The sequence below is a fragment of the Dactylosporangium sp. CA-139114 genome, assembly GCF_050955725.1.
In the GTDB taxonomy this organism is placed as follows: Bacteria; Actinomycetota; Actinomycetes; order Mycobacteriales; family Micromonosporaceae; genus Dactylosporangium.
Genome location: NZ_CP192080.1, coordinates 3875153 through 3896894, shown reverse-complemented (window position 1 = coordinate 3896894; position 21742 = coordinate 3875153). Strand labels below are relative to the sequence as shown.

Sequence of the window (21742 nt, the reverse complement as noted above, 5' to 3'; positions counted from 1 at the left end):
GTCAACCTTGATGTCCCCGAAAGTGTCATACCGGCGGCCCTCCGTGAGCATGTCCGTGCCGAAGGCCGGCCCGGCTGTGCCGTCTGTGGCCTCCGCCAACGACACTGACGAGGCTCGCTGGCAGGATGTGGGGGTGCGGCAGTTCCGGACCCTGGCAATGCGGGTGCGCTCACCTGGGGCGAGCGCCGCGCTGACGCATGCCGCCGAGCGCATCGGGCTGCCGGTGGTGCAGCTGCCGGGTGACCCGGCCGGGGTCCACGGGCTGCACTCCGCCGACGGGGTGGCGTGGCGGGCGGCCGGCGGCTACCTCACGACGCTCATCGCGGGCGGTGCCGACGTGTGCCTGTCCGGGGCGTCCCCGGCGTGGTTCGCGGCGCTGCCCAAGGACGTGACCGGGCGCGACATCCGGCTCATCAGCGTCGGCGAGGCGCCGGACTTCGTGGGGCCGCGCCCGGCCGTGGCCAAGCTCGCCGACGAGAAGCACCCGGCGTTCTCCGCGGCCTGGGTCCGCAACGCCGACGATTTGCGCAACCGGCTGCGCACGGCCCGGCTCCCGGCCGACAGCACGCTGATCATCATGGACCACTGGCTCGACCTCGCCTCGGAGTACCGCGTGTTCACCATCGGGCGGCAGCCGGTGGCGTGGTCGCCGTACCTCGTCGAGGGCGAGGAGTGGAGCCCGTCGCTGCGCATGCACCGCGCCTCCTGGCACGACGAGGCGGCCGCGTTCGTCGCGCTCATGCTCGCCGACCTGCCCGCGCCGGACGTGCCGCCGACCGCGGTGATCGACGTCGGGCGCACCGAGTCCGGCGAGTTCGCGGTGCTCGAGGTGAACAACGTGTGGAGCTCGGGGCTCTACAGCTGCGACCCCGACGGCGTCCTGCGCGCCGTGCTCGCGGCCAACGATCCCGACTGCGACCCGCGCTGGCGCTGGCAGCCCGCCCCGGCCCTGGGAGCGTAGTGCGCGGTCCCGACCTCGTGACCCGGCTGCGCGTCGGGTTCCACTGGCGCGGCGGCCCCGACGTGGCCTTCGCGGACATCACGGAGTGGTGGCGCGACCCGGCGGTGCTGCGGCAGCTGCCGCCGGCCGTGGCGGCCCTCGTGCCCGGGGAGCCCACCGTGGTCCTCGGCCCCGCGTCGCGCGGCACGCTGCTCGGCGCGCTCGTCGCCGCCCACCTCGGCGTCGGCCTGGTGGAGGTGCGCAAGAACGATCGCGTGGCGCTGCACTCCGAGTTCTACACACACCGCCGCCTGCCCGGCGACTACCACGAGGGCGGCGCCGTGCTGAGCTTCCGCCGCGCCCTGGTCCGCCCGCCCGACCGCGTCCTGTGCGTGGACGACTGGGTCGAGAGCGGGGGGCAGGCCCTGGCCATCCGCTCGATGGTCGACGAGATCGGCGCGACCTGGCTGGGGATGGCCTGCGTGGTCGACGACCTGGCGGAGCGCGCCGAGATCCGCGCACGCCTGGGCGTGCGCTCCCTGCTGAGCGCGGACGAGCTCTACTAGCCCCACGGCCACCGCCTGGGCGCCTGCGCGACCATGGCGCGCAGGACAGCAACGCCGGACGGTGAGAGCCGCCGGAGCGACCGGGTGACGGGCCCCGCGGCGTGTATGGTGCCGATCGATGACAGCATCCGGTGAGCAGGGACGGGTCACGATCCGGCAGGTCGCGGAGCACGCCGGCGTGTCGGAGGCGGCCGTCTCCTACGCGCTCAACGGCCGGCCCGGCGTCTCCGAGCAGACCCGGGCCCGGGTGCTGGCCGCGGCCCGCGAGCTCGGCTGGGCGCCGAACATCGCCGCCCGCTCGCTGGGCACGGCCAAGGCCAACGCCGTGGGCATGGTGCTGGTCCGCCCGCCGCGGGTCATGGTCGTCGACTCGTTCCTGACCCAGATGCTCAGCGGCGTCGAGGCGGAGCTCAACCGCAACGACGTGGCCCTCGTGCTGCATCTGGTCGACGACTTCGCCGGGACGGTCGACGTGTACCGCCGGTGGTACGCGGGCCGCCACGTCGACGGCGTCATCATGACCGACCTGCGCCACGCCGACCCGCGCCCCGCCGCGCTGCGCGAGATCGGGCTGCCGGCGGCGGTCATCGGGGGCGGTGACGTGACCGTCGACGGGCTCGACCTGACCGGCCTCAGCTGCGTCGACGCCGACACCACCGGCACCGCCGAGGGCATCGTGCACTACCTGCGGGCGCTGCGGCACCGCACGATCTCCCGCGTCGCCGGCCCCCGCGAGCTGCTGCACACCGTCCAGCGCGACGCGGCCTACACGGCCGCGGTGGCGGCGGCCGGGGACATCGAGTACCGCTGCGTCTACACCAACTACGCCGCCGCCGACGGCATGCGGGCGACCCGCGAGCTGCTGAGCCTCGCCGAGCCGCCGACCGCGCTCGTCTTCGACAACGACGTCATGGCCGCCGCCTCGCTCAAGGTCGCGCACGAGATGGGGCTCTCGGTGCCCGGGGACTTCTCCGTGGTCGCCTGGGACGACTCCGACCTGTGCCAGATCACCGTCCCCGAGATCACCGCGGTGGTGCAGGTGCCCGCACTGCAGGCCGAGCTGACGGCGCGCGCCCTGCTGACGGCCATCGGCGGCGGCGGGCCGACGCGGCTGACCCTGCCCCCGGGCACCCTGACCGCCCGGGAGTCCACGCGGCCGCCCGGCCACGCTAAGCGCTTCAGTTGACACTGCTGAGAACGCCGACCTAGGGTTCGGGAACAACAACTTATCCGGTTCAGTCGGGAGCTTGAACATGGCCCTCCTGCGTCCGCTCCACACCGGCTGGACGGTCCGCGCCGCCGCCGAGGCACCGGTCGGGGAGACGTTCCCCGCGACCGTGCCCGGATGCGTGCACACCGACCTGCTCGCCGCGGGCGCGATCCCCGACCCGCTCCTGGACGACAACGAGGAGCGGCTGCACTGGATCGGCCGCACGCCCTGGGTCTACTCGCTGGACTTCGACGCGCCGGAGGCGGCCGACCGCCTGGACCTCGTCGCCGACGGCCTCGACACGGTCGCGACCGTCACGCTCAACGGCGTCGAGGTCGGGCGCACCGCGAACCAGCACCGGGGCTACCGCTTCGACGTCACCGGGCTCGTCCGGCCGTCCGGCAACACCCTCGACGTGCGGTTCGACTCGGCCTACGCCTACGCGGAGCACGTCCGCGACACCCTCGGGACGCGGCCGAACGCCTACCCCGAACCGTTTCAGTACATCCGCAAGATGGCGTGCAACTTCGGCTGGGACTGGGGCCCGACGGTCGTCACGGCGGGGATCTGGCAGCCGATCGGGCTGCACGCGTGGTCGACCGCGCGGCTGGCCCGGGTGCGCCCGGTGGTCACGCCCGGGCGCGTCGAGGTCCTCGTGGACCTGGAGCGGCTCGACGACCGGCCGCTGACGCTGACGGCCACCTGCGCCGGCGTCGAGTCCACCGTCACCGTGGACGGGTCCACCGCCTCCGTGGTCCTCGACGTGCCCGACGCACAGCTGTGGTGGCCGCGCGGCCTCGGCGAACCGCACCGCTACGAGCTGACCGTGACCCTGCGCGCGGACGACGTCCTCGACACCTGGACGCGGCGGATCGGCTTGCGCACCGTCGAGCTCGACACCGCGGCCGACGCCGACGGCTCCCGGTTCGTGCTGCGCGTCAACGGCGAGCCGGTGTTCGTGCGCGGCGTCAACTGGATCCCCGACGACGCGTTCGTGACCCGGGTCGACCGCGCCCGCTACGCCGAGCGCATCGGCCAGGCCGTCGAGGCGGGCGTGAACTACCTGCGGGTGTGGGGCGGGGGGCGGTACGAGAGCGAGGACTTCTATGACCTCGCCGACTCCCTCGGCGTGCTCGTCGGGCAGGACTTCCCCTTCGCCTGCGCGGCCTACCCCGAGGAGGAGCCGCTCGGCTCGCAGGTCGCGGCCGAGGCGCGCGAGCAGGTCGTCCGCCTGATGCCGCACCCGAGCCTCGTCATGTGGGTCGGCAACAACGAGAACATCTGGGGCTACCACGACTGGGACTGGCCGGACGAGCTCGAGGGGCGCACCTGGGGCGAGGGCTACTACCTGCGCGTGCTGCCGCAGATCGTGCGCGAGCTCGACCCCACCCGGCCGTACTGGCCGGGCAGCCCCTACTCCGGCGACCCGCAGCGCCACCCGAACGACCCCGCCCACGGCACCACGCACATCTGGGACGTGTGGAACACGCACGACTACCGCCACTACGCGACCTACCGCCCCCGGTTCGTGGCCGAGTTCGGCTTCCAGGCCCCGCCGACGTTCGCAACCCTGCGCCGCGCGGTCTCGGACGACCCGCTGACCCCGCACTCCCCTGGCGTCGCGCACCACCAGAAGGCGACGGGCGGCAACGAGAAGCTCGCCCGCGGCCTGGACGGCCACTTCCCGGCGCCGGAGACGTTCGACGACTGGCACTGGGCGACGCAGCTCAACCAGGCCCGCGCGATCGCGTTCGGCATCGAGCACTTCCGCTCGCTGAAGCCCCTGTGCACCGGCACCGTCATGTGGCAGCTCAACGACAACTGGCCGGTCACGTCCTGGTCGGCGATCGACGGCGACGGCCGGCGCAAGCCCCTCTGGTTCGCCCTGCGCCGGGTGTACTCCGAGCGCTTCCTCACCCTCCAGCCGCGCGACGGCGGCGTGGCGATCGTCGCGGTGAACGACGGCCCGAACGCCTGGCACACCACGGTGTCGGTGCGCCGGCTCGCCTTCGACGGCACCGGGCACGCGACGCTCTCGGTGCCCGTGGTGGTGCCGGGCGGCGGCGCGACGACGGTGGCGCTGCCCCCCGAGGTGACCACGCCGGAGTCCCCGGCCGCGGAGCTGCTGGTCGCCGACGCCGACGGCGCGCGCGCCCTGTGGTGCTTCGCCGAGGACGTGGACCTGTCCTACCCGCGGGCGGCGGTGGACGTGCGCCCGGTCCCGGCCCCGGACGGCGTCGACCTGCACATCACCGCCCGGAGCCTGGTGCGCGACCTGACCGTGTTCCCGGATCGCGTGGACCCGGCCGCGACGGTCGACGGCGCGCTGGTGACCCTGCTGCCGGGCGAGTCCACGGTCCTGCGGGTCCGCGGCATCGCCGCGGCGGCACTGCCCGACGCGTCCGTCTGGTCGGCGCCCCCGGTCCTGCGCACCGCGAACGACCTCGTCAACCCCTGACCCACCCGGCCGGACGCCGGCGTGACGGCGGCGCGGCGCCCGGGGGACGCGCCGCGGCACTGCCCGACGCGTCCGTCTGGTCGGCGCCCCCGGTCCTGCGCACCGCGAACGACCTCGTCAACCCCTGACCCGCCCGGCCGGACGCCGGCGTGACGACGGCGCGGCCGGCCCGCTTCGGGCCACTTCGTCCGATACAGTGGCAGCGCGCAAAAGCCGCAAATCGACCACGGGGGGCTCGATGATCCGCTTCGCGGCTGCTCTGGCGCTGGTGCCGGCGCCGTTGCCGGTCGCGACGCTGCCGCCCGGGCTGGTCTGGGTCGACCAGGCACCGGGCGCGAAGGGCGCGACCCTGCACTCGGTCGGCCCCGACGGACGACAGACCAGGACGCCGCTGCGGTACGCCCTCAACGCCATCGCCTGCACGAGCGACGGGACGCTCACGGGCCTCGCGACGGAGCTGGACGGCAAGCGCCTCCCCCAGGCCCCGCACCTGGTCCGGTTCAGCACCGCCGGGGCCGTCACCGACCTCGGCCCCGCCCCGGGCCGCGCCGGCCTCGCGACGGCGTACGGCGCCGCGATCGACGCCCAGGGCCGGCTCCTGGTGAGCACCGGCGACCGCCTCCGCCCGCTGCGCCTCGGCCCCGGGGCCCCGGCGGCGCTCGCGTCGCACGCGCTGCCGCCGCTGCCGTACGCCGGCGACTGGGCCACCGACCCGCGCACCGGCGAGCTGGTCGCCGTCGTGGCGACCGACGGCGTGGCCCGCGTGGTGCGGCTGCGCTGGGACGCGGCCACCGGCGTCTCCGCCGTGGACACCGAGCGGGTGCCGGGCCTGCCGCCCAGCTCCGCGTACGGCGGCGTCGCGGTCCTCGCCGACGGCTCGATCGCCGCCGTGTTCAACCGCGACGCCGGCCCCGGCGCCGGGGCGGGGACGGGCCGCGCCCCCATGACCGGCGCCCTGTTCCGCATCACCGGCACGAAGGCCGAGAAGCTCGCCGACCTCGGCCCGCTCACGTCGTCGGACGCGGCGACGTGCCCGGTCCACGCCCCGCCGACGACCGCCCCGGTCGCGGCGCGGGCGATCCCCACGACTCCCCCACCCCCGGCCCCGGTGCCGTCCCCCGTCGCGCTCGCGTAGCGGAGGTCGTCGGAGCCCGGGCCGCGCAGATGCGGCAACCGGTCCCGCGGCGCGCCGTCGTCGGCGTCGGCGTCGGCGTCGGCGTCGGTCAGCTCCGGCGCCTCACCCAGGGTGCCCCCGACCTCCCGGGCGGGATTCCGGGGCTTGGCAACCGCCGGATTTCCTACTCGAAGCGGGAGGGGTCACCGGCCCCGACGCGCAGGATCTCCGGCTCGTCCCCGGAGAGGTCCACGACCGTGGTCGGCTCGGTGCCGCACTCGCCGTCGACGACCGCGTCGAGCTGGTGGTCGAGGGCCTCCTTGATCTCCCAGCCCTGCGTCATCGGCTCGTCCTCGCCGGGCAGCAGCAGGGTGCTGGACAGCAGCGGCTCGCCGAGCTCGGCCAGCAGCGCCTGGGTGACCGTGTGCTGCGGGATGCGCACGCCGACGGTGCGCTTCTTCGGGTGCAGCAGCCGCCGCGGCACCTCGGGGCTGGCCGGCAGGATGAACGTGTAGCTGCCCGGGGTGACCGCCTTGACCAGCCGGAACATCGAGTTGGAGACCTGCACGAACTGGCCGAGCTGGGCGAAGTCGCGGCACATGAGCGTGAAGTGGTGCCGGTCGTCGAGCCGGCGGATGTCCCGGATGCGGGTGAGGCCGGGGCGAGAGCCGAGCTGGCAGCCCAGCGCGTAGCAGGAGTCGGTCGGGTAGGCGATCAGCCCGTCGTCGCGCAGCAGCCCCACGATCTGCTGGAGCAGCCGCGGCTGGGGGTTGTCCGGATGCACGTCGAAGTACCTCGCCACGGCTTCAGCGTACGTGTAGGAATACCGCATGACAGATCTGGAGGCCGTGACCGGCTGGGTCGAGGGGTACCTGCGGGCGTGGGGCAGCAACGAGCCCGCCGAGATCGGGGCGCTGTTCGCCGAGAACGCGGCGTACTACCCGGCGCCGTACGCGCAGCCGTGGCGGGGCCGGGACGCGATCGTGGCCGCCTGGCTGGAGCACCGCGACGCGCGCGGCGAGTGGGACTTCACCTGGTTCCCGGTGACGGTCTCGCCGGAGCTGAGCATCGTGCAGGGGGTCACGGGGTACGGGGCGAAGACGTACAGCAACCTGTGGCTGCTCCGCCTCGACACCGTGGGCCAGTGCCGTGAGTTCACCGAGTGGTGGATGGAGCAGTCGTAACGGCCGGGCCGGGCCTAGAACGGCAGGTCGTCATCGCGGGCCGGCGGGTTGAGCCGGCGCCACACCACCACGACGAACCCGGCCAGCATCGCCAGCATCACGATGCGCAGCGACACGAACATGATCGCGGTGTGGTTGACGGCCAGGGCCTCCTCCACGAACGCGAGCCGCTCGGCCGGGCGGGGCTCGTCGCGGGCGGCGTCGGCGAAGAGATACACGACGAGCGGGATGAGGGCCAGGCGCCAGCCGAGGTACGTCCAGTGCCGCAGCACCGTGCGCCGGTCCCGCCCGAGCCGGTCGGCGACCCGCCCGACGACGCCGAACCACACGGCGAACATCAGCAGCGTCACCCACAGCGCCATGCTGACCGCCGAGCCGACCCGGTTCACGAGCGCGAAGACGGCCTGGGACGCCGGTGACTGCAGGGTGTGCTCGGCGACGGCGTAGTCCCGCAGCACCGCGTCCTCGCGGCGCAGGACGAGCACGTCGACCACGAGCAGCACGATGTGCACGGCCGTGACGGTGAGGAAGAGCCAGGTGAACGCCCGCAGCGCGACCGGCGCCCGGTCCTCGATGACCTCGTCGTCGTCCTCGCTCATCTCCGCGAGGGCGAGCGGGTCGGCCGGCTCGGTCCGCGACTGCTCCGGGATCCGCGCCGCGCTCTGCCCGGCGGGGTCGGGCCACTCCAGCCCGTCCGGGAGCCGGTCGGGCCACCGGGCGGCGCCCTCCCCCTCGCCGACGAGCGCGGCCACGAACTCCGCCGAGGGCACCCCGCCGTGCCGGATGCAGAGGTATCGACCGTTGGTGTCGTGCCCGGGGGCACCGCACGTCACGCAAACCATCGACACAAGGTCTGCAGCCTAGTCGGGGAAATGGGGCCGTGCCTGCCCCGGAACGGCCGAACCACCCGGCTGTTCGGCTCAGATTCACGCCTCTGACCTTGACGGTTCTACGCTTCGCAGCGAGCCGATCACCCAGCGCCATTGCGCGGCCCCGCTCAGTATCGTGACGCGGCACCCGGAAATCTCCGCCGCGGCTGTCCGGATCGCTCCCGCCCGTTCGTCACCCGGATGACAAGAAAGGAACAGCCCTGATGCAGTACATGATGTTCGTCTGCAGCGACTCCGAGCCCGACACCGACAAGTCGGACGAGCCCGACATCGACGCGTGGGTCCGGGAGCACGACGAGGCCGGCCGGCGCAAGCAGGGCGCGGTGCTCGCCCCGCCGGCCGCCGCGACCACGGTCCGGGTGCGCAACCGGGAACTGCTCGTCACCGACGGCCCGTTCACGGAGACGAAAGAGGTCATCGTCGGCTTCGACCTGATCGAGTGCGCCGACCTCGACGAGGCGATCGCGATGGCCCGCACGCACCCGATGGCCCGCGGCGGACGCATCGAGATCCGCCCCTTCGCCGACTTCGAGCAGTGACGAGGGTCGCCTCGGCCGTCGCCGCCGCGGCGGCCGAGGCGCACCCGCGCATCGTGGGTGCGCTGATCCGCATGACGGGAGACTGGGACTTGGCCGAGGACTGCGCCCAGGAGGCCCTGGCCACCGCGCTGCAGCGGTGGCCGTCGACGGGCGTGCCCGACAACCCGGCGGCCTGGCTCATGACCACGGCCCGCAACCGGGCCGTCGACGTGCTGCGCCGGGCCCGGGTGGAGCGCACCAAGCTCCAGGACCTGGCCGTCCTCGGCTCACCCGAGCCGGGCGCCGCCGACACCTTTGCCGACGACCGCCTCCGGCTCGTGTTCACCTGCTGCCACCCCGCCCTGTCCCTGGAGGCCCGGGTGGCGCTCACCCTGCGCACGATCTGCGGCGTGCCCACGGCCGACATCGCCCGCGCCTTCCTCGTCACCGAGGCGACGATGACCCGCCGCCTCACCCGCGCCAAGACGAAGATCGCGCAGGCCGCCATCCCGTACCGCGTCCCGGAGGGCCCGGCCCTGACCGAGCGCCTGCCCGGGGTCCTCGGCGTGCTGTACGTGCTGTTCACGAACGGGTACAACGCCGACGGCTCCCCCGCCTTCGCCGACGAGGCCATCCGCCTGACCCGGCTCCTGCGCACCCTCGTGCCCGCCCCGGAGCTCTCCGGGGAGATCGGCGGCCTGCTGGCCCTGTTCCTGTTCCAGCACTCCCGCCGGGCCGCCCGCCGCTCCCCCGACGGCCGCCTGCTGACCCTGGAGCAGCAGGACCGCGCGTTGTGGGACCACGCGGCGATCGCCGAGGCCCGAGCCCTGCTGGACGGTGCGGGCGACGGGCCGTACGCGCTGCAGGCCCGCATCGCCGCCTTCCACACGACCGACGGCCCGACGGACTGGGCCGGGATCGCCGCCTGCTACGACCGGCTGTGGGCGCGGCAGCCCACCGCGGTGATCGCGCTCAATCGCGCCGTCGCGCACGGCTACGCGCACGGGCCCTCGGCCGGCCTCGCCCTGCTGGCGCAGGCGCGGGCCGGGGGCGGGCTGGACGGCTATCCGCACGCGGTCGCGGCCGAGGCGGACCTGGTGTCCCGCACCGGCGACCACGCACGAGCGGCTTCGCTGTTCCGCTCGGCGGCCGCGCTGGCCCACAGCCCGGCCGAGCGCGACGCGCTGCTGGAGCGGGCCGGGGCGGAGGACGCCGAAGCCTGAACCACCGCTCCCTCACGGCTGCTACCTCCCGGCCGCGGCGCGGAGGTCCTCGGCGACGGGGCCGAGCGCCCGGCGCACGCGCACCCGGGCCGCCGGGTCGTCGGCGCCGGCCGCCAGGGCGCGCAGGTCCGGCTCCAGGGCGCTCAGCGCGTCCACCCAGCGCAGCTCGGGCCGGGCGTGGAAGCGGCGGATCGCCAGCAGCGGCGCGGCCGACTCCCGCAGCGCGGCGAGCCCGCGCAGGGCGGTCGCGTGGTCGCCGTCGCGGGCGGCGCGCAGGCACTCCGCGGTGCGTTTGCGCAGGACGGCGCCGGTGCGGATGGGAGCCACGAGCGCGGCGGGCAGCACCGCGCACAGGGCCCCGGCGCCGACCGCGAGCAGGCGGGCGGCGAGCAGGGGCAGCGTGGCCGTACCGGTGACGCCGACAAGGCAGTACAGCAGCGCCAGTGCGGCCGTGACGCTCGCGGCCCACCACGCGTAGCCGAACTGGCGGAGGAGGAAGCCGGCCGCCAGTACGGCCATCAGCAGCACGACCGCGATGGACCGGTGCTCGCCGACCGCCAGGGCCAGGACCGTCGCGACCAGGGTGCCGCCCAGCGCGCCCAGCGTCCGGTGGGCGCCCCGGAGCAGGGCGTCGCCGCGGGACCGGGCGGCCGCGCCGACGGTGTGGGCGCTGATCACCGTCCACGCCCAGTGCTCGCCGAACACGGTATGGCCGATCGTGAACGCCAGCGTCAGGGCGAGCGCGGACTGCACGCCCCGCCACACGTGGATCCTCGCCGGGGCGGTGCTCGATGGTCCGGGTTCCGCGTCGGTACCGCCCAGACGCCGGCCGATCAGCGCGTACCCCTCGGCCACGAACACCGCGAGGGTCGCCCAGGCCAGGGTGTGCCACGGATGACCGCCCGGGTTCACCGGCGCGATGAGCATGCCGATGAGCGGCAGCACCAGGGCCCGGCCGAGGTGCCCGGCGGCGGGGCCGAAGGCGCGCGCGGCGGTCGCGGCGGCCACGGTGAGCACGAAGAACGCGTCGCCGTAGGCGTGGGCGGCGCGGAACAGCACCGCGAAGGCGGCGATGATGAGGGCGCCGGCCGGCACCAGCAGCAGCCGCCAAGGGCCGTGCCGCCGGCCGGAGCGGGCCGCCATCATGCTCACGGCCGCGCCCAGCACGACGATCCCGGTCTGGCGGGTCAGCGGGATGAGCGTGACGACGGTCGCGAGCACCGGGGCGAAGCCGGCGAGCGCCTGCCGGATATTACGCACCTGCTGAATATCGCAGCACGATAGGTTGGAGCGCAACCATGAGCGAGCCGGATCCCGATCTCAGCGTCGCGCGGGCCGTGCGGCGGGCCACGCAGCGGCTCTCGCGCCGGCTGCAGCTGCAGCGCGACGCCGACGGGCTGAGCCTGACGAAGATCAGCATGCTGGGGCACCTGGCGCGCAAGGGACCGCTGACGGCGGGCGCGCTGGCCGCCGCCGACCGCCTCCAGCCGCAGTCGGTGACCCGGGTGCTGGCGGATCTGGAGGCGGACGGCCACATCGAGCGGCTGGAGAACCCGGCGGACAAGCGGCAGCGGGTCTTCTCGATCACCCCGGCCGGGCGGGCGGCGCTGGGCGCGGACATGCGGGTCCGCGATGAGTGGCTGGCGTCCGCGGTGGCGTCGCTGACCCCCGCGGAGCGGGACGCCCTGCTGCGTGCGGCGGCGATCCTGGAGCGGCTCGCCGACTAGTTGATGTTGGCCCGCTCGGCGCCGATCGTGGTGTCGGGGCCGTGGCCGGTGTGCACGACGGTCTCGGGCGGCAGGGTCATGAGCCGCTCGGTGATCGAGCGCAGGATCGTCGGCTTGTCCGAGAACGATCGGCCGGTCGCGCCCGGGCCGCCCTCGAACAGCGTGTCGCCGGAAAAGAGCACGCCCTCGTCCGGCAGGTGCAGGCAGACCGCGCCGGGGCTGTGGCCGGGGGTATGCAGCACCGTCAGCGCCACTCCGGCCACCACGATCTCCTGGCCGTCGGTAAGGTGCGTGTCGGGCTCGAGAGCGGGGTGCTTCATGTGCCACAGCGGCAGATCGTCCGGATGCAGCAGGATCGGCGCGCCCGTGCGCAGCGCGACCTCGGGCGCGGCATCGATGTGGTCGTCATGACCATGGGTGCACACGATCGCGACCGCGTGGCGACCGCCGAGCGCGTGCTCGATGGCCCGGGCGTCGTGGGCGGCGTCGATGACGATCGCCTCCGTGTCGTCGCCGACGATCCAGACGTTGTTGTCGACGTCAAAGGTCTCACCGTCGAGCGAGAACGTGCCCGACGTGACCAGCCGTTCGATGCGCACCATGGGTCCAGAGCCTATGCCTCTGCCCGGATGCGCGTCGCACGAGTGGACGATGTGCAGGTCGGGTCGTACACCTACCGGGTCCTGCGCCCCGCCCGCCCCATCCGCGGCGCGGTCGTCACCCCCGACGGCGAGCTGCGAGCCTCCCGCCGCGACGCCCTGCGCATGCTGGCCCTGGCCTCACTCGCGGCCGATCGCACACTTGCCGCCCTTCCCCTGCGCGACGAGCGCGGCCTGCCCTTCGACCTGGTGCTCAACTCCCTGCCGTTCCCGGTCTCGCGCTGGTCGGACGTGCGCGCCCGGCTCGGCCCCGGCCGCCTGACGCTGCTGGCGCCCGCCCCGCAGCGCACCGCGTCCGGCTCCAAGCCGCGCCTGGAGTCGACGCGCCACGCCCTGCTGGCGCCGCTCGCCGACGTGCCCCGCGTCCGCGCGGGCGAACTCGATCTCGCTACTTTCGGATCGTCCTGACTGACCACCAGTAGGGCTCTATTGCAATCCGGTCACGGGGCGGACAGCGCAGCGGCGGTCCGGCACGATGTCCGGCGTGGTTCGCCTCTATGGACTCCTGTTCCTCATCGACCTCATCATGCTCGTGTGGGCGCTGATCGACTGCCTGTCGACGGACGAATACCTGGTGCGCAACCTGCCGAAGGTCGCGTGGGTCTTCATCATCCTGCTGTTCTCGCCGGTGGGCTGGATCGCGTGGTTCGTGGCGGGCCGGCCGCAGCAGGCGGCGACGGCCCGGGCCGGCGCGCAGTGGCGGCCCGGCAGCGGCTTCCCGGAGAACGACCGCCCGCGGGCGCGTCAACTGGCCCCGGACGACGACCCCGAGTTCCTGCGCAACCTGGCGAAGACCCGCCGCGCGGACGAGGAGATGTTCTCGAAGTGGGAGGCGGACCTGCGCCGGCGCGAGGAGGAGCTGCGGCGGCGGGAGACCAAGGACCCCGAGTAGTTGCGGCATGGCTACACAGCGTTGTCGAGGGCAAGATCGGTTAGGTCGCATGGTGTATGGTGAATAAGAAGGAACGGCCACCCACCACCGGTACCACTGTGTTGCCTGTTTCGGGCGGCCCTGCTTCGACTTGCTGAACTCGGCGGCATTTTCCGGGTGCCGGGTCGCGTCTGGGGTTGCGCGGTGACCTTCGGTTCGCGGCGCGCGGTAGCTGGTCCGGGACGCGCGGCTTTGGCTCGCGACGCGCGGCATTTGTCCGCGGTGCGCGGCCACTGGCTCGGGACGCGCGGCGTTTGGTCGGCGGCGCGCGGCTTTGGTCCGCGGCGCGCGGGATTTGGTCCGCGGCGCGCGGCCGCGCCGGGCGGGTGGCAAGGTCCCTGCCGAGGGTGCGGCCAGCGGGCTTCTTGCGCCCGCACGGCAAGGACCGGGCGGCGCGCCGGCGCGCTTGGACCTGCGGCTGCGGTCGTCGTCGGATCGCGCGCTTCGACAGATCTCCGAGACGCTCTTGGTCCCCGAGACGCTCTTGGTCGACTCGACCTCGCCGAGCGATCCGCCGGTCTCGAACGCGGCACCCGTCTCGGGCGCGCGGGACGCGCACCGGCCCCATACGGTCGAGGCGGTCGGCTGCGGATTGCGTCAGCTGGTTGCGCGGCGCGGTCGGTGCTGCTCGACGGGTGGGCGGTCGAACCCGCCGCGACGGCTACCGGTGCCGCGACTCGCGCTCCGACCGGCGCCGGCAAGCCGGCGAGGTGGCGCTACGGCGCGGGCCAGGTCCAGCGCCCGATCGCGCGCCGCCGCCCACGACGGCCACTCCCAGAACCCGCACGAATCCTGCCGAAGCGGACAGCAAGGGCAGGCGCACCGCGAGGTCGGGGGCCCACGCGGAGGTCGGGGGCCCCACGCGGCCGAGCCAGTCGGCTGCGCTTCGGGTCGGCCGATCGCTCATCGAGGCGGCCACCCGCGCCGCCGCTCGCGTTCCGACCGCGCGCCACCGCCGAAGCCGGCAGGAAGGGCGGGAGCCCCACGCGGTCGAGCCGACCGGCTGCTCGACGAGCGAACGGGCGAACCCCCCGAGACCGCTGCCGGCACCGCGCCTCGCCCTCCGACCGGCGCCGGCAAGCCGGCGAGGTGGGGCTACGGCGTGAGCTCGCTGCGCGCCACGGGGTCGAGCCGGTCGCCCCGTCGAGGCGGCCGCCGCCGCGATCGCGCTCCGACCGGCGCCGGCATGCCGGCGCGGTGGCGCTACGGTGTGGGCTCGATGCGGCTCAGCAGGTCCAGCGCCCGATCGCGCGCCGCCGCCGAAGCCGGCAGCAGCGGCAGGCGCACAGCCGGCGACGCGATCCGGCCCCGGGCGTGCAGGACCGCCTTGATCACCGCCGGATTGGGCTCCGCGAACAACGCCTCGGACAAGGCCGCCAGCCGCCCGCCGAGCGCCCGGGCCGTCGCCACGTCGCCGTCGTGCCACGCGGTGTGCAGCGTGGCGTACGCCGCGGTCGCCACGTGCGCCGACGCCAGAATGCCGCCGTGCGCGCCCAGGGCCAGCAGCGGGGAGATCACCGCGTCGTCGCCGCCGAGCACCGCGAAGCCCGGCGGGGCCCCCGCGAGCAGGGCCACCGTGGCGGCCGAGACGGCGCCGTCGGAAAGCTTGACGCCCACCACGCCCGGCATCGCGGCGATCTCCAGCAGGGCGGCCGTCGACAGCGGCTGACCGGTCCGGTACGGGACGTGATAGATCACGACCGGCACCCGCGCACTCGCGGTGACCGCCCGGAAATGGGTGATCACGCCGGCCTCGCCCGGGCGGGTGTACGGCGGGACCACCACCATCGCCACGGTGCCCACCGGCAGCGCCGCCACCTCGGCCGCGCAGGCCGCCGTCGAGCTCCCGCCGACGCCGACCAGCAGCGGGACGCCGAAGTCGCGGCACGTCGCGACGACCGTCGCGCGCTCCGCCGGCGTCAGGGTCGCCGGCTCACCGGTGGTGCCGAGCGCCACGAGACCGGCGGCGCCGGCCGACAGCACCGACTCGGCGACTTTCCGCAACGACGGCTCGTCGACCGGACCGGCGTCGGTGAACGGTGTGATCAAGGGGACGAAGATGCCGCGCAACGTCATGCGTCCAGCGTCGGGCACGGGAAGCGTCAGAACCAGTTCACGTTCGCACCGTCGAGCGTAAGATCTGATGATGCTCGACGTCCGGCGGCTGCGGCTGCTGCGGGATCTGGCGCAGCACGGGACGATCGCCGCTGTCGCCGCCGCGCACACCTACACGCCCTCGGCCGTGTCGCAGCAGCTCGCCGCGCTGGAGCGGGAGGCCGGAGTCGCGCTGCTCGAGCGCACCGGGCGGCGCGTCGCGCTCACCCCGGCCGGCCGGACCCTCGTGGCGCACGCCGAGGAGGTGCTGGCGGCGCTGGAGCGCGCCACCGCCGCGCTGGCCGCCGGACGCGACGGCCTGTCGGGACCGCTGCGCATCGGCGCGTTCCCGACCGCGATGCGCACGCTGCTGCCCTCCGCCCTGGTCGCGCTGGGCGAGGCCCATCCGGCGCTCGAGCTCAGCGTGCAGGAGCTGGACCCGGCCGCCGTGCCGCACCTGCTCCGCGACGGCACCCTCGACGTCGCCCTGGTCCACGACTACGACCTCGTGCCCATCGAGCCGGACCCGGCCCTGCGCACCCTCCCCCTGCGCGACGAGACGATCTTCGTGGCCGCCCAGCGCCCGCGGACCCTCGCCGAGTGCCACGACGAGCCGTGGATCCTCGCCAGCCGCGGCACCCTGTGCCACACGATGACCGTGCGGGCCTGCGAGGCGGCGGGATTCTCGCCACGGGTACGCCACCACGCCGACGACTTCGTCACCGTCCTCACGTTCGTCGCCGCCGGCCAGGGCGTCGCGCTCGTGCCGGAGCTCGCCGCCGTCGACGTCCCGGCGGGCGTGGTCCTGACACCGCTCGCCACCCGCCGCCGCACCCGCCTCGCCTTCCGCGCCGGCGCGGCCCGGCACCCCGCCGTGACCGCGTTCGCCCAGGCACTCGGCATACGCGGCTGAACGCCCGCCGCCGCAAACGGCGCAGACACACGCGGCCCAGCACCCCGCCGTGACCACGTTCGCCCAGGCACCCGGCATACGCGGCTGAACGCCCGCCGCCGCAAACGGCGCAGACACACGCGGCCCAGCACCCCGCCGTGACCGCGTTCGCCCAGGCACTCGGCATACGCGGCTGAACGCCCGCCGCCGCAAACGGCGCAGACACACGCGGCCCGGCACCCCGCCGTGACCGCGTTCGCCGAGGCGCTCGGCATACGCGGCTGAACGCCCGCCGCCGGAAGCGGCGCGGAGACAGCGGGTGCGGGCCGGGTGCGGCGCCGGAGCCGGGCGGGACCATGTGTCAAGGGCCACGCCCGCCGTGCCGAAGCAAGACGCCGTGACCGCCTTCACCCCCGCCGACCCGGTCCTGCACCTGCTGCGCCGGGCCACCTACGGACCCACCGCCGAGTCCGAGGCCGAGCTGCGCAAGCTCGGCGCCGCGGCCTGGCTCGAGCGGCAGCTCGACCCCGCGTCCGTCGACGACTCGGCGTGCCAGGCGGTGCTGGGGAAGTACACCCTGATCGGCAAGGACATCGCGGGCGTGCGGGCGCTGGTGAAGGCCGGCTCGATGAAGCCGGGCGCGTGGGACGTCATGCAGCAGCTCGGCACCGCGGCCGTGGCCCGGGCGGCCTGGAGCAAGCGGCAGCTGTTCGAGCTCATGGTCGACTTCTGGTCGAACCATCTCAACGTCACGTGCCCGTCCGGCGAGGTGTGGGACAGCCGGGCGCAGTACGACACCGTGATCCGCGCCAACGCGCTCGGGCGGTTCGCGGACCTGCTCAAGGCCTCGATGCGGTCTCCCGCGATGCTGTCGTACCTGGACAACCGCTCCTCGACGAAGGCCAGGCCGAACGAGAACTACGCGCGCGAGCTGCTGGAGCTGCACACGGTCGGGCTGGTGTACTCCGAGGCCGACGTCAAGGACGCGGCCCGCCTGCTCACCGGGCTGACCGTCGACCCGGCCACCGGGCTGTACAGGTTCGACGCCGCCCAGCACGCGACGGGGCCGGTGACGATCCTCGGCTGGCGGCACGACAACGCGACCGCGGGCGGTGGCGAGGCGGCCGCGCTCGCCTACGCGGACATGCTGGCGATGCACCCGGCGACCGCCGAACGCCTGGCCCGCAAGCTGTGCGTGCGCTTCGTCGCCGACGAGGCCCCGGCGACGCTCGTGGCCCGGCTCGCGCAGGTGTACCTCGACAACCGCACGGCGATCGTGCCGGTCCTGCGGGCGCTGTTCACGTCGCCGGAGTTCGCCGCCGCGACCGGGGCGAAGGTGCGCACGCCGCTGGAGGACGTGGCCGCGACCGTGCGCGTGCTCGGCATCGGCCCGTCGGCCGACATGGACAGCGTGCGGGGGCTCTACCACTACCTGGTCGACATGGGCCACGCGCCGCTGCGGTGGGCGCCGCCGAACGGCTACCCGGACGTCGCCGCCGCCTGGGCCGCCCCCTCGGGGCTGCTGATCCGCTGGAACGCGCACCTCAACATCGCGGCCGGCTGGTATCCGAAGCAGCTGGCGCGGCCGGCGTCGATGCTGGCGTACCTCGTGCCGAAGCTCCCCGCGACCCACGGCGCGTTCGTCGACGCCCTCGCCCGCCGCCTCGTCGGGCAGCCCCTGGCCCCGGCGCACAGCGCGGCGCTGCTGAGCTTCCTCGGCAAGGCCGCGACCGCCCCGCTGAAGGCGACGGACGCGGCCGCGACGGGGCGGCTGCCGCACCTCATCGCCCTGATCCTCGACTCGCCGTACCACCTCTACCGCTAAGGGACACGAGCCATGGACTGCTGCATCTCCCGCCGCGGGGTGCTGACCATCGGGGCCGGCGCCGCGCTCACCGGGCTGATCGGCGAGGGCCTGTCGACCCGGCTGGCGTTCGCGGGCACCCCGTACACCGGCGACACCCTCGTCGTGCTGTCGCTGCGCGGCGGCTTCGACGGCCTGTCGGCGATCGTGCCGATCGGCGACGCCGACTACTACCGGGCCCGGCCGGCGATCGCGGTGCCGAAGGCGTCCGTCATCGCCGGCGACGGCACGTTCGGGCTGCACCCGGCGTTCGCGCCGCTGCGGGCGCGGTGGGCGGCCGGCACGTTCGGCGCCGTGCACGCCGTCGGGCAGCCGAACCCGTCCCGCTCGCACTTCCAGGCGATGGAGGACATGGAGCGGGCCGCGGCCGGCACCTCGATCCGCACCGGCTGGCTGGACCGGATGCTCGGCGTCGCCGGCGCCTCCTATCCGATGGCGGGCGTGGCGATGGGCACGAGCGCCCCGGCGCGGCTGTTCGCCGGCCCGGCGCCGTCGGCGAGCATGCTGAGCGTCGACGGGTTCAAGCTCAACGGCGAGGACGGCAGGACCCCGATGATGGGGACCCTCGCGAAGCTCTACGACGGCGCCCCCGACCTGCTGGCCGGCCCGGCGCGGGCGGTCGGGCAGACCCTCGCCACCGTCGGCGCGCTGCCCGCCTCCACGCCGGGCGCGACCTACCCGGCCACGGCGCTCGGCAATGCGCTCAAGGACGTGGCCCGGCTGGTGAAGGCGAACGTGGGTCTCATGGCCGCGACCGTGGACTTCGGCGACTGGGACATGCACGAGGCGCTCGGGGCGCCGGCGAAGGGCCAGCGGATGTACGACCACCTGACCGAGCTGGCCCTGGCGCTGGACGCGTTCGCGACCGACCTCGGGCCCGCGTTCGGGCGGGTGACGCTGGTGACGCTGAGCGAGTTCGGGCGGCGGGTGGCCGAGAACGGCTCGCGGGGCGTCGACCACGGCAGCGGCAACGCGATGCTGCTGCTCGGCGGCGGCGTGCGCGGCGGCAAGGTGCACGGCACGTGGCCGACGCTCGCCCCGGCGGCGCTGACGGCCGGCGACCTGGCCGCGACGACCGACTACCGCACGGTGATCGGCGAGATCCTGCAGCGCCGGTGCGGTCTGGGCTCCCTGGCCGACGTGTTCCCGAACGCGGCGGCCGGCACCGCGCTCGGCGTCGTGGCGGCGCGTTAGGCCCTGTCCTGCCTAGGCGCCGAGGCGTTCCCGCAGCCAGGTCAGCATCACGTCGGCCTGGGCCTGCTGGAACCTGCGCAGCGTGGGCAGGCCGGGCGGGACGGGCCGGCGGGCGCGGTCGGCGAACATGCCGGCCAGGCCCGCGACGCACCCGGTGACGTCCGCGGGGTCGCCGCCGATGACGTCGTCGGTGATGCGCCCGCCGTACAGCCGGATGTTCAGCACCAGGCACAGCGCGTCGAACCAGGGCGGCCCGGCGCAGCCGAACGGCCAGTCGACGACGACCACGGTGCCGTCGGGGCGGACGAGGAGGTTGTCGGCGCGCACGTCGCCGTGCACGAGCGCGTCGCCGGCCAGGCCCGCGTGCCCGCGCTCGGACAGCTCCGCCAGCAGGTCGAGGTGCCGGGCCGCCCACGGGTCGAGCGTCGCCGGCGGGTCGGCGGCGATGGTGCGCCACCCGGCGAAGTCCTCCACCGTGCCGTCCTGCAGCTTCGGAAGGTTCCGCACCGGTACGGCCAGTGCCCGCAACGCCTCCAGGACCGCCGCGATCTCGTCGTCGCGCCACGGGGTGTGCGGGTGGCGGCCGTCGACGTCGGCGTAGACCAGCGCGACCCAGTCGCCGTCGTCGTGCGCGCCGAGCAGCGGCGGCGTCGGCAGGCCCGGCGGCAGCTGGGCGACGACCGCGGCCTCGGCCCGGTGCAGGGCGGGGCTGTCCGGGTTGAGGGCGGCGCCGACGGCCTTCACGAAGGCGCGGCGCCCGGTCGCGGTGACGACCCGGTCGGCGGTGCCGGGCGAGAACCCGCCCGCCTGCGAGACGGCCGACGCGACCGGCTCGCCGAGGATGGCCTCGACGGCCGCGCGCACGCCGCCGGGCAGGTCGGCCCAGCCGATGCGTACTCCCGATGCCTGCACCATGCGGTGATCGTCGCAGAGCCTTCCCGGCCGGCGACACCGATTTCCGGTCCGCCGGGCCGTCACGTGGCGCACACGGCGCGTTCGCGCGCCGGCAACCCGCGACCGGCCCGCCAAGAGACTGCCGGACGTGAATACGAGCACGTGAGGCCGGATGTCCTCCGCGGGCAGACTGACAGGGTGTGACCTGTGGCACGTTCGGGGGATTCCGGAACGGGCCACAGTCCGTAACGTCGGCCGTATCGCAGTCTGACAGCACTGAGGGGGAAATCTCCATGAGCGACTTCGACGCCGCAGACACGGGCCAGGACGTCGACTACGGCCACTACGACGCGGGTCAGGAGCACAACTCGCTGGACCAGCTGCAGCAGGCGCAGGGCTCCGAGGCCGACGCCCAGTCGCAGTTCGGCGTCTACGAGGCCGACCACCACACGGCCGTGTCCACGGACTTCTCGCAGGGGCACCACACCGAGTACGACCAGCCCGCCGCGGTCCACTACGAGTCCGACGACTACACCAACTACAGCCACGACGCGACCTCCGACGACCACGTCTTCGCGGCCGAGGGCAGCGAGTCCTCGCACCAGGCCGAGTTCAGCGAGCTCAACGCGCTGCAGGAGCGCTTCGACGGCGCGTTCGCCGAGGGGACGGAGTTCCACGGCCAGGGCGGCGAGCAGCAGCTGGGCGTCGCCGACAAGTAGGCGGCCGACCGACCTGATCCATCGGCCGGCGGGGGCACATGCCACCGCCGGCCGATTGGCATCCGCGGCCGGGGCGCGTCCGCCATACGGTCGGCTGGTGGAGGCGCTGCGGTACACCGGCGAAGACCTCGATCCCGGGTTGCCGCTGCTGGCCGCGTTCGCCGGTGCCTGGCATCCCGTCGTGGCCCTGCGCAGCCGGGAGCGGCTGGCGGGGCTCGGCTACGACGAGCCGGCGCTCGGCGCGCTCATGGCCGAGCAGGGCTGGACGACCGTCGACGTGGTGTGGCGCGAGTCGGCGACGGTGTTCCACGCCCGCAACCCGTTCCCGCCCGGCGGGGTGTACGAGGACCCGGCGACGGGGGCGGCGGCCGCGGCGCTCGGCGGCTACCTGCGCGAGCTGGGCCTGGTCGAGGCGCCCGTGGCGCTGACGATCCGCCAGGGCGACGACATGGGCCGCCCGAGCCTGCTGCGGGTGGATCTGGACGACCGGGCCGGGGTGCGGGTCACGGGCCGCGCGGTCGCCATCGCATGACACCCCATCGCATGCACCCCGTCGCAGGACACCCCGTCCCGTGACACGCCAAGAGCGTTGACCGATGGACCGCGGGAAGGGGCTGCTCCCCGCGGGCCTCGGTCAACGCTCTACGCAGCCGGGGCAGGCGGTG

The 21742-nt window shown here is 74.6% G+C and carries 21 protein-coding genes and 1 pseudogene; 16 read left to right on the top strand and 6 right to left on the bottom strand.

The features are described 5' to 3' along the window. The first annotated feature begins 133 nt into the window (after positions 1-133). The 5 genes from ACQP2P_RS17730 to ACQP2P_RS17710 all read left to right on the top strand — a co-directional run bounded on the left by ACQP2P_RS17730 (position 134) and on the right by ACQP2P_RS17710 (position 6309). Positions 134-961, top strand: coding sequence for an ATP-grasp domain-containing protein (locus ACQP2P_RS17730; protein ID WP_433617375.1), 828 nt, complete (start codon positions 134-136; stop codon positions 959-961). Then, complete coding sequence (locus ACQP2P_RS17725; RefSeq protein WP_433617373.1) at positions 961-1506, top strand: phosphoribosyltransferase family protein; 546 nt, start codon at positions 961-963, stop codon at positions 1504-1506. Before ACQP2P_RS17730 ends, ACQP2P_RS17725 begins: the two co-directional genes overlap by 1 nt. A 118-nt stretch (positions 1507-1624) precedes the next feature. Continuing rightward, complete coding sequence (locus ACQP2P_RS17720) at positions 1625-2692, top strand: LacI family DNA-binding transcriptional regulator (protein WP_433617371.1); 1068 nt, start codon at positions 1625-1627, stop codon at positions 2690-2692. Positions 2693-2759: 67 nt separating this feature from the next. After that, entirely contained in the window at positions 2760-5174 is a 2415-nt protein-coding gene (locus tag ACQP2P_RS17715) for a glycoside hydrolase family 2 protein (RefSeq protein WP_433617370.1), read from the top strand. A gap of 238 nt (positions 5175-5412) precedes the next feature. Continuing rightward, complete coding sequence (locus ACQP2P_RS17710) at positions 5413-6309, top strand: hypothetical protein (protein WP_433617368.1); 897 nt, start codon at positions 5413-5415, stop codon at positions 6307-6309. Between the two features lie 163 nt (positions 6310-6472). Here the strand turns inward: ACQP2P_RS17710 and ACQP2P_RS17705 are convergent, their stop codons facing one another. Next, positions 6473-7090, bottom strand: a complete 618-nt coding sequence (locus ACQP2P_RS17705) for an L-threonylcarbamoyladenylate synthase (protein ID WP_433617367.1) — start codon at positions 7088-7090, stop codon at positions 6473-6475. A gap of 28 nt (positions 7091-7118) precedes the next feature. Here ACQP2P_RS17705 and ACQP2P_RS17700 point away from each other — a divergent pair, with 28 nt between their 5' ends. Further along, positions 7119-7472 (top strand): nuclear transport factor 2 family protein, encoded by a 354-nt coding sequence (locus tag ACQP2P_RS17700; protein WP_433617365.1) that lies wholly within the window; start codon positions 7119-7121, stop codon positions 7470-7472. Between the two features lie 14 nt (positions 7473-7486). Here ACQP2P_RS17700 and ACQP2P_RS17695 read toward each other — a convergent pair whose 3' ends face one another. Next, positions 7487-8305: a hypothetical protein gene (locus tag ACQP2P_RS17695; RefSeq protein WP_433617363.1), complete on the bottom strand. Its 819-nt coding sequence runs from the start codon at positions 8303-8305 to the stop codon at positions 7487-7489. 260 nt (positions 8306-8565) lie between these two features. On the opposite strand from ACQP2P_RS17695, the gene ACQP2P_RS17690 reads away from it, so the two are divergent. Both ACQP2P_RS17690 and ACQP2P_RS17685 read left to right on the top strand, forming a co-directional pair. Then, entirely contained in the window at positions 8566-8901 is a 336-nt protein-coding gene (locus ACQP2P_RS17690; protein WP_433617362.1) for a YciI family protein, read from the top strand. Next, positions 8898-10103, top strand: coding sequence for an RNA polymerase sigma factor (locus ACQP2P_RS17685; RefSeq protein WP_433617360.1), 1206 nt, complete (start codon positions 8898-8900; stop codon positions 10101-10103). Before ACQP2P_RS17690 ends, ACQP2P_RS17685 begins: the two co-directional genes overlap by 4 nt. A gap of 21 nt (positions 10104-10124) precedes the next feature. Here ACQP2P_RS17685 and ACQP2P_RS17680 read toward each other — a convergent pair whose 3' ends face one another. Continuing rightward, positions 10125-11363 carry an FUSC family protein gene (locus ACQP2P_RS17680; RefSeq protein WP_433617358.1) on the bottom strand — a complete coding sequence of 413 codons (1239 nt, stop codon included), beginning with the start codon at positions 11361-11363 and terminating at the stop codon, positions 10125-10127. 38 nt (positions 11364-11401) lie between these two features. On the opposite strand from ACQP2P_RS17680, the gene ACQP2P_RS17675 reads away from it, so the two are divergent. Then, positions 11402-11830, top strand: coding sequence for a MarR family winged helix-turn-helix transcriptional regulator (locus ACQP2P_RS17675; protein ID WP_433617357.1), 429 nt, complete (start codon positions 11402-11404; stop codon positions 11828-11830). Here the strand turns inward: ACQP2P_RS17675 and ACQP2P_RS17670 are convergent. Then, positions 11827-12432 (bottom strand): MBL fold metallo-hydrolase, encoded by a 606-nt coding sequence (locus ACQP2P_RS17670; protein WP_433617355.1) that lies wholly within the window; start codon positions 12430-12432, stop codon positions 11827-11829. The genes ACQP2P_RS17675 and ACQP2P_RS17670 overlap by 4 nt on opposite strands. Positions 12433-12459: 27 nt before the next feature. Here ACQP2P_RS17670 and ACQP2P_RS17665 point away from each other — a divergent pair, with 27 nt between their 5' ends. Together ACQP2P_RS17665 and ACQP2P_RS17660 are read left to right on the top strand one after the other, a co-directional pair. Next, positions 12460-12897 (top strand): hypothetical protein, encoded by a 438-nt coding sequence (locus ACQP2P_RS17665; RefSeq protein WP_433617353.1) that lies wholly within the window; start codon positions 12460-12462, stop codon positions 12895-12897. A gap of 67 nt (positions 12898-12964) precedes the next feature. Beyond that, entirely contained in the window at positions 12965-13381 is a 417-nt protein-coding gene (locus ACQP2P_RS17660; RefSeq protein WP_433617352.1) for a PLD nuclease N-terminal domain-containing protein, read from the top strand. A 1242-nt stretch (positions 13382-14623) separates the two neighbouring features. On the opposite strand, the gene ACQP2P_RS17655 is transcribed toward ACQP2P_RS17660, so the two are convergent. Then, positions 14624-15496 (bottom strand): dihydrodipicolinate synthase family protein, encoded by an 873-nt coding sequence (locus ACQP2P_RS17655; protein WP_433617350.1) that lies wholly within the window; start codon positions 15494-15496, stop codon positions 14624-14626. 70 nt (positions 15497-15566) lie between these two features. Between ACQP2P_RS17655 and ACQP2P_RS17650 the strand changes: the two genes are divergently transcribed. The 3 genes from ACQP2P_RS17650 to ACQP2P_RS17640 all read left to right on the top strand — a co-directional run bounded on the left by ACQP2P_RS17650 (position 15567) and on the right by ACQP2P_RS17640 (position 19464). Beyond that, entirely contained in the window at positions 15567-16427 is an 861-nt protein-coding gene (locus ACQP2P_RS17650) for a LysR family transcriptional regulator (RefSeq protein ID WP_433619176.1), read from the top strand. Positions 16428-16803: 376 nt separating this feature from the next. Continuing rightward, positions 16804-18231, top strand: coding sequence for a DUF1800 domain-containing protein (locus ACQP2P_RS17645; protein ID WP_433617348.1), 1428 nt, complete (start codon positions 16804-16806; stop codon positions 18229-18231). A gap of 12 nt (positions 18232-18243) precedes the next feature. After that, a complete protein-coding gene (locus tag ACQP2P_RS17640) occupies positions 18244-19464 on the top strand; it encodes a DUF1501 domain-containing protein (protein WP_433617346.1) in 1221 nt (406 codons plus the stop codon). 12 nt (positions 19465-19476) lie between these two features. Here the strand turns inward: ACQP2P_RS17640 and ACQP2P_RS17635 are convergent, their stop codons facing one another. Beyond that, positions 19477-20379 (bottom strand): phosphotransferase family protein, encoded by a 903-nt coding sequence (locus tag ACQP2P_RS17635; RefSeq protein WP_433617345.1) that lies wholly within the window; start codon positions 20377-20379, stop codon positions 19477-19479. A 272-nt stretch (positions 20380-20651) separates the two neighbouring features. Between ACQP2P_RS17635 and ACQP2P_RS17630 the strand changes: the two genes are divergently transcribed. Together ACQP2P_RS17630 and ACQP2P_RS17625 are read left to right on the top strand one after the other, a co-directional pair. Beyond that, positions 20652-21077 carry a hypothetical protein gene (locus ACQP2P_RS17630; RefSeq protein ID WP_433617343.1) on the top strand — a complete coding sequence of 142 codons (426 nt, stop codon included), beginning with the start codon at positions 20652-20654 and terminating at the stop codon, positions 21075-21077. A gap of 73 nt (positions 21078-21150) precedes the next feature. After that, positions 21151-21609, top strand: a pseudogene (locus ACQP2P_RS17625) (PhzF family phenazine biosynthesis protein); the annotation flags it as partial. Positions 21610-21742: the final 133 nt, after the last annotated feature.

What these genes read in the sequence shown, in the direction of transcription:
- ACQP2P_RS17720 (WP_433617371.1), top strand. Translation starts at nt 1,625, where the DNA reads ATGACAGCATCCGGTGAGCAGGGACGGGTCACGATCCGGCAGGTCGCG.
- ACQP2P_RS17715 (WP_433617370.1), top strand. Translation starts at nt 2,760, where the DNA reads ATGGCCCTCCTGCGTCCGCTCCACACCGGCTGGACGGTCCGCGCCGCC.
- ACQP2P_RS17710 (WP_433617368.1), top strand. Translation starts at nt 5,413, where the DNA reads ATGATCCGCTTCGCGGCTGCTCTGGCGCTGGTGCCGGCGCCGTTGCCG.
- ACQP2P_RS17700 (WP_433617365.1), top strand. Translation starts at nt 7,119, where the DNA reads ATGACAGATCTGGAGGCCGTGACCGGCTGGGTCGAGGGGTACCTGCGG.
- ACQP2P_RS17690 (WP_433617362.1), top strand. Translation starts at nt 8,566, where the DNA reads ATGCAGTACATGATGTTCGTCTGCAGCGACTCCGAGCCCGACACCGAC.
- ACQP2P_RS17675 (WP_433617357.1), top strand. Translation starts at nt 11,402, where the DNA reads ATGAGCGAGCCGGATCCCGATCTCAGCGTCGCGCGGGCCGTGCGGCGG.
- ACQP2P_RS17670 (WP_433617355.1), bottom strand. Translation starts at nt 12,432, where the DNA reads ATGGTGCGCATCGAACGGCTGGTCACGTCGGGCACGTTCTCGCTCGAC.
- ACQP2P_RS17665 (WP_433617353.1), top strand. Translation starts at nt 12,460, where the DNA reads ATGCGCGTCGCACGAGTGGACGATGTGCAGGTCGGGTCGTACACCTAC.
- ACQP2P_RS17660 (WP_433617352.1), top strand. Translation starts at nt 12,965, where the DNA reads ATGTCCGGCGTGGTTCGCCTCTATGGACTCCTGTTCCTCATCGACCTC.
- ACQP2P_RS17655 (WP_433617350.1), bottom strand. Translation starts at nt 15,496, where the DNA reads ATGACGTTGCGCGGCATCTTCGTCCCCTTGATCACACCGTTCACCGAC.
- ACQP2P_RS17650 (WP_433619176.1), top strand. Translation starts at nt 15,567, where the DNA reads ATGCTCGACGTCCGGCGGCTGCGGCTGCTGCGGGATCTGGCGCAGCAC.
- ACQP2P_RS17640 (WP_433617346.1), top strand. Translation starts at nt 18,244, where the DNA reads ATGGACTGCTGCATCTCCCGCCGCGGGGTGCTGACCATCGGGGCCGGC.
- ACQP2P_RS17635 (WP_433617345.1), bottom strand. Translation starts at nt 20,379, where the DNA reads ATGGTGCAGGCATCGGGAGTACGCATCGGCTGGGCCGACCTGCCCGGC.
- ACQP2P_RS17630 (WP_433617343.1), top strand. Translation starts at nt 20,652, where the DNA reads ATGAGCGACTTCGACGCCGCAGACACGGGCCAGGACGTCGACTACGGC.